General features: G+C 70.7%; 12 protein-coding genes, 1 tRNA gene and 1 pseudogene. All 14 read left to right on the top strand.

Features of this window, described 5'->3' with window-relative positions; all coding sequences use genetic code 11:
* Positions 1-214 precede the first annotated feature (214 nt).
* The 14 genes and pseudogenes from AX737_RS23270 (at position 215) to AX737_RS23210 (ending at position 14,101) form a co-directional block, all read left to right on the top strand.
* Positions 215-481 (top strand): hypothetical protein, encoded by a 267-nt coding sequence (locus AX737_RS23270; RefSeq protein ID WP_156453910.1) that lies wholly within the window; start codon positions 215-217, stop codon positions 479-481.
* A 76-nt stretch (positions 482-557) separates the two neighbouring features.
* The gene (locus AX737_RS23265) at positions 558-2,309 is read left to right on the top strand and encodes an ABC transporter ATP-binding protein (protein WP_066925449.1); all 1,752 of its coding nucleotides are present in this window, start codon (positions 558-560) and stop codon (positions 2,307-2,309) included.
* An 80-nt stretch (positions 2,310-2,389) separates the two neighbouring features.
* Entirely contained in the window at positions 2,390-3,265 is an 876-nt protein-coding gene (locus tag AX737_RS23260) for an aldose 1-epimerase family protein (protein ID WP_066925438.1), read from the top strand.
* Between the two features lie 4 nt (positions 3,266-3,269).
* Positions 3,270-3,977 (top strand): uroporphyrinogen-III synthase, encoded by a 708-nt coding sequence (locus AX737_RS23255; protein ID WP_066925435.1) that lies wholly within the window; start codon positions 3,270-3,272, stop codon positions 3,975-3,977.
* Positions 3,978-4,117: 140 nt separating this feature from the next.
* Positions 4,118-6,193, top strand: coding sequence for a translation initiation factor 2 (locus tag AX737_RS23250; protein WP_238229904.1), 2,076 nt, complete (start codon positions 4,118-4,120; stop codon positions 6,191-6,193).
* A gap of 92 nt (positions 6,194-6,285) precedes the next feature.
* On the top strand, positions 6,286-7,770 hold the full coding sequence (locus AX737_RS23245) for a heme biosynthesis HemY N-terminal domain-containing protein (protein ID WP_066925432.1): 1,485 nt from the start codon (positions 6,286-6,288) through the stop codon (positions 7,768-7,770).
* A gap of 148 nt (positions 7,771-7,918) precedes the next feature.
* The gene (locus tag AX737_RS23240; RefSeq protein WP_066925444.1) at positions 7,919-8,389 is read left to right on the top strand and encodes an NUDIX hydrolase; all 471 of its coding nucleotides are present in this window, start codon (positions 7,919-7,921) and stop codon (positions 8,387-8,389) included.
* 154 nt (positions 8,390-8,543) lie between these two features.
* Positions 8,544-8,618 (top strand) — tRNA-Thr (locus AX737_RS23235).
* A 199-nt stretch (positions 8,619-8,817) separates the two neighbouring features.
* A pseudogene (locus tag AX737_RS32435) lies at positions 8,818-9,332 on the top strand (transposase); the annotation flags it as partial.
* A 652-nt stretch (positions 9,333-9,984) separates the two neighbouring features.
* Positions 9,985-10,755 (top strand): ABC transporter ATP-binding protein, encoded by a 771-nt coding sequence (locus AX737_RS23230; protein WP_066925429.1) that lies wholly within the window; start codon positions 9,985-9,987, stop codon positions 10,753-10,755.
* A gap of 28 nt (positions 10,756-10,783) precedes the next feature.
* Positions 10,784-11,665: an ABC transporter permease gene (locus tag AX737_RS23225; protein ID WP_156453911.1), complete on the top strand. Its 882-nt coding sequence runs from the start codon at positions 10,784-10,786 to the stop codon at positions 11,663-11,665.
* A 350-nt stretch (positions 11,666-12,015) separates the two neighbouring features.
* The gene (locus AX737_RS23220; RefSeq protein ID WP_066925424.1) at positions 12,016-13,023 is read left to right on the top strand and encodes an ABC transporter substrate-binding protein; all 1,008 of its coding nucleotides are present in this window, start codon (positions 12,016-12,018) and stop codon (positions 13,021-13,023) included.
* Positions 13,020-13,775, top strand: a complete 756-nt coding sequence (locus AX737_RS23215; protein ID WP_066925421.1) for a succinate dehydrogenase/fumarate reductase iron-sulfur subunit — start codon at positions 13,020-13,022, stop codon at positions 13,773-13,775. The genes AX737_RS23220 and AX737_RS23215 overlap by 4 nt, the downstream gene beginning before the upstream one ends.
* The gene (locus AX737_RS23210) at positions 13,772-14,101 is read left to right on the top strand and encodes a succinate dehydrogenase (protein WP_066925418.1); all 330 of its coding nucleotides are present in this window, start codon (positions 13,772-13,774) and stop codon (positions 14,099-14,101) included. The genes AX737_RS23215 and AX737_RS23210 overlap by 4 nt, the downstream gene beginning before the upstream one ends.
* Positions 14,102-14,201: the final 100 nt, after the last annotated feature.

Genomic DNA, 14,201 nt, shown 5'->3' with positions numbered 1-14,201 from the left:
AGTGCCGGCCTGTCACGCCGGAGGTCGCGGGTTCGAGCCCCGTCGCCCGCGCCACACGCCTTCCAAACCAGCATTTCGGCTTGCGGAACGGCGGATCGCTTCCGCGCCGTGCCGATGTCCCATGTGCAACCAAACCGCCGCGCCCGCGTCTCCCCGGATCACCACCGGAGGACAGACGATGGAACCGATGAGGCCCATGGAACCGATGAAGCCCATGGAACCGATGAAGCCGATGAAGGGCGCCGAGCCCTGGTGGCCGGAGGATCTCGGCAGCCCGGCAAGCAGCGGGGGGCAGAACGGGCTGCGCTACGCGTTCTTTCCCGAGAAGCACCGCCTCCTGGTTGAGCGCGAGGGCAAGACCACGACCTACGACAGTGGCGACCACCGTATCAGCGGCGTGCAGCAGCAGAGCGGCGGCACGGTGAGCTTCGCGAGCCAGAACGGCACGGTGGACCTCGATTCACTGAAGCAGGTCGGCTGAGGCCCCCGCGCGTGGACAGGCCCGGCGGCGCTCTTTAAGCGCTGGCCGGATGCCCGCCCCATCGCCACACCCGTCCATACGCACGCTGAGAGACCTCCTGCGCGCGCTCCAGCCCGAGGAGCGGCGGCGCCTCGCGCTGATCGCGCTGGGACTCGCCGCTACGGCGCTCCTGGAGGTGATCGGGGTCGCCTCCGTGATCCCGTTCCTGACGCTGGTCGGGGATCCGGCTGCCGCCGACAGACTTCCCTATCTCGCGGCCCTGCGCGATGGGCTCGGGCTAGCCGGCCCGCGCGCCTTCCTCATCGCCACCGGCCTAGCGGCGCTCCTCGCGATCCTCACCACAGCGGCGGCCAATGCGGCTCTGACCTACGCGCAGCTGCTGTTCACCCATCTGACGGGCTACGGCCTCGCCCGGCGCCTGCTGTTTCGCTACCTCGACCGGGAGCGCCTGTTCTTCGCGCAGGCCAACAGCGCCGAACTCGCCAAGAACGTGCTAAGCGAGACCGACCGGGTGGTGATCGGTGTGCTGACGCCGCTCACCGTGATCGCTTCGCGCGCCACTTCGGCGCTGGCCGTCATCGGCTTCCTGCTCCTCTACGCGCCCGGCCTCGCGCTCGTGCTCGGCGGCGGCTTCGGAGGGCTTTATGTCGGGATCTACCTCTTCGTCCGCGCCCGCCTCGCCCGGATCGGGGCGCGATCGGTGGCCGACAACGAGACGCGCTTCCGCGTCGTCCAGGAGACGCTGGGCGCGCTGACGGAACTCAAGCTCTACGGCCGTGCCGAGGGTTTCGCGGCGCGGTTCGACGGGCCGGCCCGGGCCTTCGCACGAGACAGCGCCGCAAGCCACGTGACCGGGCAATTGCCGCGCTTCGTCATCGAGGCGCTGGCCTTCGGCGGCGTGATCGTGGTGGTACTGTTCGCCCTGGCGCAGGGTCTCGATACCGCGGGCATCCTGCCGCTGCTCGGCCTGTTCGCCTTCGCGGGCTACCGCATGCTGCCGGCTTTCCAGAACATCTTCAACGCGTTGGCGCTGCTGCGCTTCACCCTGCCGGCCGCGCGGCTGATCGTGGACGAGCTCGGCGACGAGCCGGTCCGAGCCCCGCGCGATTCGCGGCGCCTGCCCTTTCGCGAGTCCCTGCGCTTCGAGGCCGTCCGCTTCGACTACGAACCCGGTCGCCCGACCCTCTCCGGCATCGACCTGGTTGTTCCGGCAGGGACGGCGGTCGGCATCGTCGGCCGCACGGGGTCGGGCAAGTCCACACTGGTCGGCCTGCTGCTCGGCATCCTGGCCCCCAGCGCCGGCCGGATCGCGGTGGACGGCGTCGGCCTCTCGCCCGACACCCTGAGAGCTTGGCAGAATCGCGTCGGCTACGTGCCGCAGGACGTGTTCCTAGTGGACGGCACGATCGCCGAGAACATCGCGCTCGGCCTCGACGAGCCGGATCCCACCCGGGTGGAGCGCGCCGCGCGGATCGCGGGGCTCGAAGGCTTCGTAGCCGCCCTGCCCGAGGGCTACGCCACCCGGGTCGGCGAACGTGGCGCGCGCCTCAGCGGCGGGCAGCGCCAGCGCATCGGCATCGCCCGGGCGCTGTACCACGAGCCGGACGTACTCGTATTCGACGAGGCGACCTCGGCTCTCGACGGCGAGACGGAGGCCGCGGTGATGCGCTCCCTGCGGGAGCTGGCCGGCACGCGCACGCTCGTCATGATCGCTCACCGCCTCACGACGCTGGAGCGGGTCGACACGGTTTACGTGCTCGAGGCGGGCCGCGTCGTCGCCGCGGGCCCGCCCGGCGCCGTTCTGCCCGGGATCGCCCCGGCGGCGTGAGACGGCGTTCGCGGGGCCGGGTGATGAAGCCGCGCCGTGCGGACCTATACTGAGCCGGACGTACACAGAGAGGATCGGCGATGCGCGAGACGATCGACCTGAGAGGCCCCGGCGGCACCGCGGCTCGCATTGCGCTCGACGGCGCCGAGCCGGTCTCCTGGAAGGTCGGCGACCGAGAATATCTCTGGACCGGCGACCCGGAGCATTGGAACCGGCACGCCCCCTGGCTCTTCCCCGTCGTCGGCGCCTCCGCAAACGGCGCGGTCCGCGTCGACGGGCAGCCCTACCCAATGGCGCAGCACGGGTTCGCGCGCGACCTGCCGTTCACCGTCGTGGCACGCGCGGACGACGCCGTCACCTTGCGGCTCGCCGACGGGCCTGAGACGCGGCGACACTACCCCTTCGCCTTTCGCCTCGACGTCGAGACCCGGGTCCGCGCAGCGTGCCTCGACTTCGCCGTCACTGTGGCCAACCCGGGTGCCGAGCCCCTGCCCTACGCGCTGGGCTTCCACCCCGCCTTCCCCTGGCCCTTCGCGGGCGGCGCCCGCTCGACCGGCGACTACGCCGTGGTTTTCGAGAGGGCGGAGCGCGCCACCGTCCCGGAGGTCGGCGCTGGCGGACTGCTGTTGCGCAACGAGCGGCCGGTCCCGCTGCAGGGCGATACCTTGCCCCTGGACCCGGCGATCTTCACGGAGGCGCTGGTATTCCGAAACGCCGCGAGCCGCGCGATGCGCTTCGCCGGTCCGGACGGCCGGGCGATTCGCATGGAGGTCGAGGATTTTCCCCATCTCGCCGTCTGGACCAAGCCCACCGCGCCGTTCCTGTCGCTCGAGTGCTGGACGGGTCACGCCGACTGGGCCGACTTCTCGGGCGACCTCGCGGAGCGCGATTCGCAGCGCCTGCTGCCACCGGGCATGGAGGCACGCCACGCGGTGCGCCTCACCCTCGAAACCTGACGCGATGCGGATCTGGGTCGCCCGACCGGAGCCCGGCGCCGCGCGCACGGCGGCCCGGCTGCGCGATCGCGGGCACCGGCCGCTCGTCGCGCCCGTCTTGGTCAGCCGTCCCACCGGCACCCGCCTCCCGGAGGGGCCCTTCGCCGGCCTCCTTCTCACGAGCGGGAACGGCCTCGACGCCCTGGACGCGGCCGCAGTCGCGCGGCTCGCCGGCACGGCGGTCTTCGCGGTGGGCGCGCGCACGGCAGAGGCCGCGACGCGCGCCGGCCTCGGACCGGTGCGCGCGGGAGCGGGAGACGCCGCCGCGCTCGCCCGGCTAGTCGCCGAGGCGCTGCCGCCCGGCGCGCGCCTGCTTCACCTCGCCGGGGCGGAGCGCAAGGCGGAGCCGGCCGCAACGCTCGTGCGCGCGGGCTACGACGTGCAGGTCGAGATCGTCTACGCCGCCGAGCCGGTCGCCGTGCTGCCGCCCCCGGTCGCGGCCGCGCTCGGCGGTACCGAATCGCCCCTCGACGCAGCTCTCCATTACTCCCGCCGCAGCGCCGCGACGGCGCTTGTCCTCGCCGGGGATGCGGGTCTGGCCGAACCTTTCGGATCAATTCGACATTACTGCCTGTCGGAAGACGTGGCCGTCCCCCTGGCAGCGGCGGGCATTCCGATCCATTTCGTGCCGAGGCGGCCCCGCGAGGACGATCTCCTGGCGGGTCTGGACTGACGCCGTAACGCGCGTGTCGTGGAAGGGCTCGCGCGCGCCGAGCCCGCGGTGTTAGGACGGCGGCCAAGCGCGGCCGGGTGCGCCGGCTGCGGCGGCATCCGCCCGGCGGTCGAACCGCTGAGACTGGAGAGAGACGGCCCGTGAAGCCACCATCCAACGACGCGAACCGCCCGAACCCGACCGCGCCCGGCAAGGGTGGCGAGAAGGGCGGCGACAAGGCAAGCGGCACGGGTGCCGAAGCGGCCAAGCCCGGCATCGCCGGCCAGCAGCCCCGTCCAGACGTCAGGCCCGAGCCGGGCAAGCCCGACCAGAAGGATGCTCCGAAGGCGGAGGGGAAGCCCTCCGGTTCGTCCACGCCACAGGCCGGAAGGCCCTCCGGACCGGCGCCGACGGGCGGGACCACCCCCACCGCCAAGGCGGCGGCCGAGCCGCCGAAGCCCGAGACCGCGCCGGTCGAGTCGGCGCGTCCCGGCATGCCCGCTGGCTCACCTCTGGGAGCGGGCGCAGCCCGGAGCGAGCCCACCAAGGCGGCGACCCCTGGCGCGGGCTCGTCGGCGTCGACGGCATCCGGCACGCTCAAGCCCGAGCCCGTCGGCAAGCCGGGCGAGGCCAAACCCGTCGATCCCAAATCCGCCGACACAAAGCCCGGCGCCGCCAAGGCCGAGCCGTTCCGGGCCGGCGGAAACGTCACGGACGGCCCTATTCTGGACCTGAAGGCCAAGCGCGTTCCCGATCCGGCGGAAGCCGCCAAGGGCGGCGCCGCTCCGACGGGCGCGAGGACCGAGCCCGGCAGGGACGCATCCAAGGACGGCCCGAAGCCCGCATCCGCCGCGAGCCCGATCCCGAAGGCGGCCCCGGCCGCCGAGGCGGCGCGGGGCGGCGCCGGCTTCGGATCGATGGCGGCTGCCGGTCTGCTCGGCGGCGTGATCGGTGCGGGCCTACTTTTCGGAGCCGACCGCGCCGGGCTGCTCCCGCCGCGCGAGGATGGGCGGGTTGCGGCGCTGGAGCAACGCATCGCGGGTCTCGCGCCGCGCGACGCGCTCACAGCCCTCGACAAGCGCGTCTCTGGCACTGAAACGGCCCTGAAGTCGCTTCCCGAGGCGGTGAAGGCTGCCGAGGCAACCGCCAAGCAGGCGCTCGCACAGGCTGGCCAACAGGGCGGTCCGTCCGCCGAGGGTGATCGCGGAGCCGCGCCGGCGCTGCCGGCAGACGTCTTGGCTCGCCTCGATAGCCTCGACCAGCGCGTCTCGGCCCTTCAGGAGGAGCCCGGCAAGGACGGTCAGGCCGCCGTGCAGCCGGCGCCGGAGTTCGCCGGCGTTCCGGACCGGTTGAAGGCGCTCGAAGACAAGGCCGCGGCGCCTCCGCAGGAACTCGATCAGCGCATCGCCGCCCTCCAGGCCGACGTCGAGAGCCGCACCACGGCGAATGCGGAGGCTGACCGTACCCTCGGGCAGCGCCTCGATGCCCTCCAGCAGGCTCTGGATGAGCGGGTAAAGAGCGCGACCGAGGCCGTGGAGAAGGCCACGCAGGCGAGCCAGCAGGCGGCCGAGGCCGGACGCACGCAGGCGCAGGAGACGACGCGTGCGCTTGAGCGCGCGCAGCACGAGCAGGCTGACAAGATCGCGGCCCTCGACAAGGCGGTCGGACAGCGGGCGGAGGCCGCGACCGTGCAGGCCGCCCTCAGGGTCGTCGCGGCCGACAGGGTCGCGACCGCGCTCTCAACCGGTGCGCCCTACGCCGAGCCGCTGACCACGCTGCGCAAGCTCGAGACCGGCGATTCTGCCCGTCTCGACGCGCTGGCGCCGTTTGCCGAGGCGGGGGCGCCGACCACGGCCCAGCTCGCCGCCGAGTTCCGCCCGGTGGCCGAGAAGGCTGCCGCGGCGCGTCGGGCCTCCGAGGCTCGGAGCGTCGCCGAGAACGGTGACATCAAGGCGAAGCTTCTTAGCATGGCTGATTCGATCGTTCAGGTGCGCCGGGTCGATGCGCCACCGGCCTCAGGCGGCCGACCCGCCGGCGAGAATCCGGTGGAGAAGGTACAGGCTGCGCTGGACCGCGGCGCCTTGCAGGACGCGGTTACGGCGTTCGAGGGCCTCCCGCAGGAGGCCAAGGCCGAGGCCGGTCCCTTCGGTGAGAAGCTCAAAGCCCGCAATGCGGCCGCGCAGGCCGCCCGCGCCCTCCTATCCGACGCGTTCAAGACCCTTCCTGCCGGGCCCTGAGACCGGGCGAGCGCCCCAGTATCGGCCCGGCCGAAATCTCGTTGTCCATCCGCGCGGCGCGTCCCGGCAGCGCCCACAGGAGTATTCAATCGATGTGGCGTGCCCTCGCCTTTCTGGCCCTTCTCGCCCTGGCTGCCTTCGGGGCGGTCTGGATCGCCGATCGGCCCGGCACCGTGACCATCGTGTGGAACGGCTACGAGGTCGCCACCAGCCTGGCGATCGGGCTGGTCGGGGTCCTCGTGGCCGCCGTCGCGATCGGTCTCCTGTGGGCGGTCGTGCGCGGCGTCATCGGCCTGCCGGAGATCCTGGTCCGCGGCTCGCGCGAGCGGCGCCGGGCGAAGGGGTTCACGGCGCTCTCGCGCGGGATGGTGGCGGTCGGCTCCGGTGACCCGCTGGCTGCGCGCCGCCACGCGAGCGACGCCGAACGCCTGCTCGGACCTGAACCGCTGACGCTCCTGCTCAAGGCGCAGGCTGCGCAGATCTCGGGCGACCGGGAGGCGGCCGAGAACGCGTTCCAGCGCATGGCGGACGATCCGGAGACGCGCGTGCTCGGCCTGCGCGGGCTGTTCGTCGAGGCGCGCCGCCGCGAGGACGAGACTGCGGCCCGCGCCTACGCGGTCGAGGCGGCCCGCCTCGCTCCCAGTGTGACCTGGGCCAACGAAGCCGTGCTTGAGGCGCAGTGCGCCGACGGCGACTGGTCTGGAGCCCTCGAGACCGTGGAGCGGCGCGGCTCGTTGGGCCTGCTCGACAAGAGCGTGGCGCGCCGCCAGCGCGCCGTCCTGCTCACGGCGGGAGCCCAGCGCCGAGAGGCCGGCGAGCCGGAGGCGGCGTTGGAGCGTGCCATGCAGGCCGTGAAGCTCTCGCCCGACCTTGTGCCCGCCGCCTGCATCGCCGGCCGCCTGCTCGCCCGCCGCGGGGACCTGCGCAAAGCGTCGAAGATCTTGGAGGCCGCCTGGAAGGCGAACCCGCATCCCGATCTCGCCAAGGTCTATCTCGGCCTCAGGACGGGCGACTCCGTGCGCGACCGGCTCGCCCGCGCCGAAACGCTGGCCAAACTCTCGTCCTGGCACCCCGAGGCACGCCTCGCCGTGGCGCAGGCCGCGCTGGACGCGCGCGATTTCGTGCAGGCCCGCGACGCGCTGAAACCGCTCCTCAACGAGCGCCCGACCGTGCGCACCTGCTTGCTGATGGCCCGGATCGAGGAAGCCGAGCACGGTGCCGGCTCGGGCCGGGCGCGTGAGTGGCTCGCACGCGCCGCCCATGCTCCGCGTGATCCGCTGTGGATCGCCGACAGCGTCGTCTCGGAGACTTGGGCGCCGATCTCCCCCGTCACCGGCCGCCTTGACGCGTTCGCGTGGCGTGAACCGCCGAACGCTCTGACGGGACCGACAGAGGCGAGCGTCGAGTCGAATGCGCTCGATGCATCGCCCGCCGCGGCGGCGGACCGATCGCCAGCCGTCATCGAAGAGGCACAGCCTGTCGTCGGAGCCGCCAGCCCGGTGGTCCTGCCGGTTCCAGGTCCCTCGCAGCACCCCGCCGCGACACCCGTCCAGGCGGACGCACGCCGCATCGCCTGATCCAGGATGAGCCTCGATCCGAGTCCTCGCACCGATAGCCTCGATACAGGTAGGATGCAGGTCATGCACACCCACCCCTCACGCCGGGATCGTTCATCGTGGAGCCGGTGATGCGTCGCTCTCCGGTCTTCCCGGTCTGGTGACGTTCATGGTGACGACGACTGATGACGAGGAGCGGACTGCGCGCCGACAGATCGGCGCGCTGCCCTTCCAGCGCGGTGACGACGGCGAGACCGCCGTGCTGCTCGTCACGTCGCGGGAGAGCCGGCGCTGGGTCATTCCGAAAGGCTGGCCGATGAAAGGCCGGAAGCCGTACGAGGCGGCGGCGCGCGAGGCCTACGAGGAGGCCGGCCTCGTCGGGCAGATCGGCAAGCGCCCACTCGGCTTTTACCTCTACGAGAAGCGCCTGAAGAACCGTGGTTCGGTTCTGTGCCAAGTAAAGGTTTTCCCACTGGAGGTTCGCAAACAACTCTCTCGGTGGCCGGAGCAGCACCAGCGCGAACTGCGGTGGTTCAGCCCCGCCGACGCCGCCGAGGCTGTGAACGAGCCGGGCCTCGCCGCGATCATCCGCGCCACACTGAAGCGGCACAAGGATCCCGGCGACACCAGAAAGGTGTGACGTTGACGGCCGGGATTCCGGGCTGCATGGGCTCGTCGAAAAGTTGTCCCGTCGGCGAAATGTGTGACGGAAGCGGATTGCCAAGCCACAGCCGATCCGTTAAAGCCCCTCTCGTCGACGGCAGCACCAGACGAGGCGCTCCAACGACCCGCTTGCTGCGGTAGCTCAGTGGTAGAGCACTTCATTGGTAATGAAGAGGTCGAGAGTTCAATCCTCTCTCGCAGCACCAGCTTTCTAATCAGCATCGTTTCATAAGCCCGATACATATGATCGCGCGCGACTCTTGCGATCGTAGGATGTATGCGGCGCTTGAACGATCGACTGAGCTTACTCGACCACAGGCTAAGTAATCCGGCTCGTACGCAGTCGAACGATACGCTACTCTCCACGCGGAGCGTATCTCAGAGTCTGTTTGATTGGGCTGGAGAGTGGCGCGTTGGCTTCGTGAGGAGAAGCCGCGGTGGACGGACGCAAATCGTGAGACTTACCGGGGTCAGTGTAGTCGCTCCTCGAGTGACGTGACGGACGCGCAGTGGACGAGGGTGGCGCCGCTGCTGGCAGGCTACGATCCGCTGGCGGCGGCGTGAGATGGTCAACGCTCGCCTGCACCTGGGAGAGGACCGGCTGTCCCTGGCGCTGCCTGCCGTCCGACTTTGGTCCCTGGGAGACGGTATGCACGTGGCACGACCGCTTCCGGGCCAACGGATCTGGCCAGAGACCCCCGCCCTGCTGACGCGGCCGACCGGCCCAGTCCAAGACTGCAATCGTCGACCCGTAACGTGTCTGGGTCGCAGGCCGGGGTGCAGGGCATGGACGGCAAGAAGAAGGTCTGGGGATCATGCGCTACGTGCTCGACTGCTCCCGCGGCTTCGTTCTGTCGGCTCTCATCACGGCCGGCAACGTACACGACACCTGGACGGCAGGCTGGCTGTTCGACCGTGCCCCTCACGGCATGCAATGCATCCCGTCGCCTCGCACATCAGGTCGATCCAGACCCGTGCATGAAGCCCCGCATCGCCCGCACGCTCGGATCGTGATTCATCGGTTCTTGACCGACCCGCTCTAACCCGCCGCCAGGCCGAACCGCCAGCGTCGCCTCCATCCATGGGCCCCGTGCTCAGGAGGCCACTTGCCGGTGCCCCTCGTCGGACGGTGTGCCGTAGCTCCTTCACTGCCGCCGTCATGCGGCCGGGTGACGTCTCTGCCCGTCCGTTCTGTCGGCTCCCCACGATCAAAACCCAGCCCGTCCCGTCTTGCGCTCTGCGAACATATGCGTCCGACAGCGCTCGCGGCCACATGGGCCAAGTACAACATCTCTTATATATGATATATGATCTTGCTGCTGACGTCGGTGGTTGTTATGGAGGGTGGGGATCCGGCGCTGTGCGCGGAGGATGGTCGTCGGGATACGGGAACGCCACCCGGATCCGGAAGGGCCGGAATCGGCACGGCGGAACCGACGTCGGGGCCGGGCGGTGGAGGTATCGCCCGGGATCCAGGAGAGCCGAACGGCCGAGGCGCGGAACCGGACCACGACGGAACAAGACATAGCTCGCAGAAGATCGCGGCCTGAGCCGCGGCGCAGGGAGGAGCGTATGGGCTTGAAGGAAGCATTGCTGCAGGTGGACGGCGTCACGCTGCAGTACAAGACGCCGCATCACCTGATCACGGCGACCTACCGGGTCAGCTTCGACGTCCTGCCGGGCGATCGCTTCGTCCTGCTGGGCCCCTCAGGCTGCGGGAAGTCGACCCTGCTCAAGGCGGTGGGCGGCTACATGCCCCCGACCGAGGGCGAGATCCGGCTCAAGGGCCGGCCCGTCACGGGCCCCGGCCCCGACCGGATGATGGTCTTCCAGGAGTTCGACCAGCTCCTGCCCTGGAAGACGGTCAAGCAGAACGTAATCTTCGCCCTCGAAGCCTCGGGCCGCCTCACGGGACGGGCCGCCGAGGAGCGGGCGATGGCCTATATCGACAAGGTCAACCTCACCAAGTTCGCCGACAGCTACCCGCACATGCTCTCGGGCGGCATGAAGCAGCGCGTCGCCATCGCGCGCGGCATGGCGATGGAGCCCGACATCCTGCTGATGGACGAGCCCTTCGCGGCGCTCGACGCGCTCACCCGCCGCAAGATGCAGGACGAGCTGCTGATGCTGTGGGAGGAGACCCGCTTCACGGTCCTGTTCGTCACCCACTCCATCCCCGAGGCGATCAAGATCGGCTCGCGCATCCTCCTGCTCTCGCCCCATCCCGGCGAGGTGAAGGCCGAGCTCAACAGCGCCGGCTCCGTCATCGAGCAGGCCGAGCTGGAGAGCCGCATCCAGCAGATGCTGTTCGCCGAGGAGATCAAGGAGGCGGAGAATGTCTAGCGCGAACGCCCTCGCGGAGGCCGGCACCATGTCCGCGCCCTCCTCCCTGTCCGCGCCTGCCCGGCCGGAGATCGTCCGCGACCGCACCGGCCCGATGGGCGGCACCGTGGTCGAGAAGCCGCTCTCGACGCTGGAGCTGCTCTACAACCAGGGCTGGCTGCGCAAGATCCTGATCCTGGCCGTGCTGGCGCTGATCTGGGAGGCCTACGGGCGCTACCTCGACAACGACCTGCTCTTCCCCACCTTCTCGGCGACGCTCGGGGCCTTCTTCCGCGGCGTGGCGGACGGCACCCTGCCGCTGCGCGCCTGGGGCTCGGTGAAGATCCTGCTGGTCGGCTACGGCCTCGGCATCCTGCTGGCCACCGTGCTCACGGGCATCGCCATCGCCTCGCGGATCGGCACCGACTTCCTCGAGACCATGACGTCGATGCTGAACCCGCTGCCGGCCATCGCGCTCCTGCCGCTGGCGCTGATCTGGTTCGGACTTGGCAACGGCAGCCTCGTCTTCGTGCTGGTGCACTCCGTGACCTGGGCGATCGCGCTCAACACCCATTCGGGCTTCCTCTCGGTCAGCCGCACGCTGAAGATGGTCGGGCGCAACTACGGGCTCAGCGGCGCGGGGCTGATCCGCAAGATCCTGATCCCGGCGGCCTTCCCGTCGATCCTCACCGGCCTGAAGGTCGGCTGGGCCTTCGCGTGGCGCACGCTCATCGCGGCGGAGCTGGTCTTCGGCGTGTCCTCGGGATCGGGCGGCCTCGGCTGGTTCATCTTCGAGAACAAGAACATGCTCGATATCCCGAACGTGTTCGCCGGACTCCTCACCGTGATCCTGATCGGCCTCGTGGTCGAGAACCTGATCTTCCAGACGATCGAGCGCCACACCATCCGGCGCTGGGGCATGCAGGCCTGACCGGCCCGCCGAATCCGCGCGACCCGCGTCCCGGGGCCCTTTCACGGCGCCCAGGATGCGGGCGCGGCGATCGGCTCCGATGCTCCCCTTCGACGCCCGCGTGGCCGTTCGCCGAACCGCCACCGCGTCGTCACCGCGTCGTCACCGCGTCCTCCACCGCGTATCACCGCGAGGCGCACCGCGTCGTCGCCTCGAGGCTAACGCGCCCGCCGGGCCCCTGCAGGGATCCGCCCCGCCGGGCAAAACATATATAAGACATATGAGTGTTGACACGCCCCGACCCGGGCGTATCCTCGCAACGACGCCGACGGGTCGCACAGATCGGCGCACAGAACGGGTGAGGGAACGCCATGACGGCACGGAGCATCGTCCGGCTCGTCGGCACGGTCGCGGTCCTCTGGGGGGCGCTCGGCGCCGCCCGGGCCGAAGTCTCGACCGTCCGGCTCGCCAAGCAGTTCGGCATCTCCTACCTGCCGCTGACGGTGATGGAGGAGGAGGGCCTGCTGGAGAAGCAGGGCAAGGCCCGCGGCCTCGACCTGAAGGCCGAGTGGCTGCGCTTCACCGGCGGCTCGGGCATGAACGAGGCCCTGCTCTCGGGCAACCTCGACCTCGCCTCGGGCGGCGTCGGCCCGTTCCTGACGATCTGGGGCCGCACACAGAGCAACATCAAGGTCAAGGGCGTGGCCGCGCTGAACGCGATGCCGCTCTGGCTCGTCACGGTCAACCCGGACGTCAAGTCGATCAAGGATTTTGGCGCGAAGGACAAGATCGCGCTGCCCACCGCCAAGACCTCGATCCAGGCGATCACCCTGCAGATGGCCGCCGAGCAGGCCTTCGGCGCGGGCCAGCAGGGCAAGCTCGACCCGCTCACCGTCTCGATGGGCCATCCCGACGCGCAGACCGCGATGATGGGCGGCCGCTCGGAGATCACCGCGCATTTCGGCTCGCCACCCTTCCAGGAGCTGGAGCTGAAGGATCCGCGCGCCCGCAAGGTGCTCGACAGCTACGACGTGATGGGCGGGCCCCACACCTTCAACCTCGTCTGGGCGTCGAGCCGCTTCGTCACGGCGAACCCGAAGGTCACGGCGGCCTTCGTGGCCGCGCTGGAGGACAGCCTGAAGCTGATCCGCGACGATCCGGGCAAGGCCGCCGACCTCTGGATCAAGGCGGAGGGCTCGAAGCTCTCGCGGGAGGAGGCGGTCGCCATCATCCTGGCGCCGCAGAACGCCTGGACGACGAAGCCGCAGCGCATGCTCGCCTACCTCGCCTACATGAACCGCGCCGGCCTGGTCTCGGCCAAGGCGAGCGCCGAGGACGAGCTGTTCTTCCCCGCGGGCGGCGCCGAGGCCGCCCGGTGACGGCGCCGGTCGATCCGGCCGCCGCGGCCGAGGGCGCGACCGAGGCGCTGCGGGTGCGCGTCCGGCGCGGGGACGGCGTGCAGGACTACGCCGTGCCGCGCCGCGCCAACCAGACGGTGCTCGACGTCGTCACCGAGATCCAGCGCGACCAGGATCCGACGCTGGCCTACCGCTTCGCCTGCCGGGTCGGCATGTGCGGCTCCTGCGGCATGACGGTGAACGGGCGCCCGCGCTGGACCTGCCGCACCCGCGTCGCCGCCGTGGCGCCCGAGGGCGAGCTGCTGCTGGAGCCCCTGCGCAACCTGCCGGTGGTGAAGGATCTCGCCGTCGACATGGAGCCCTTCTTCGAGAAGTGGCGCCGGGCCCACGGCTATTTCGAGCCCGGCGAGAACCCGCCCGACGACTTCGCGGCGGTGCCGCCGGAATCGCCCGAGCGGCAGGAGGTCGATGCCGGCATCGAGTGCATCAATTGCGGCGTCTGCTACGCGGCCTGCGATCTCGTGACCTGGAACCCCGATTATCTCGGGCCGGCCGCCCTCAACCGGGCCTGGACGCTCGTCAACGACGTGCGCGACCGCGGGCAGGCGGCGCGGCTCGGCGCGGTCGCGGGGGATGCGGGCTGCCATTCCTGCCACAGCCACATGAGCTGCACCGAGCACTGCCCGAAGGGCCTCAGCCCCACCTTCGCCATCGCCGGGCTGAAGCGCGAGACCGGCAAGGCGGCGCTGCGCCGCTTCTGGAGGCGCGGATGAGCCCGCTCCTCTACCTCGCCCAGCGCGGCACCGCCGCGATCCTGGCGCTCACGGTGGCGGTCCATCTCGGCACGATCCTCTACGCCGTGCGGGGCGGGCTGACGGCCGGCGAGATCCTGGGGCGGACGCAGGGCAACCTCGGCTTCCTCCTGTTCTACGCGGTCTTCGTGCTGGCGGCGGCGATCCACGCCCCGATCGGCCTGCGCAGCATCCTGCGCGAGTGGACCGGCTGGCGGGGCCGCTCCCTCGACCTCGCGATGCTCGCCCTCTCGGCGCTGCTGGCGGGCCTGGGGCTGCGGGCGGCGCTCGCGGTGTACTGGGCATGAGTGCGCGCGATCCCGGCCGGGTCGGCCCGGCCGCTTCAGAAACCCGCGCGGGTCCCCTCTCCCATAGGGAGAGGTCTGCTTTCGCAGAAAGCCGGGTGAG

The organism is Methylobacterium sp. CCH5-D2, assembly GCF_001556475.1.
Classification (GTDB): domain Bacteria; phylum Pseudomonadota; class Alphaproteobacteria; order Rhizobiales; family Beijerinckiaceae; genus Methylobacterium; species Methylobacterium hispanicum.
This window is presented reverse-complemented; position numbering and strand designations above follow the sequence as displayed.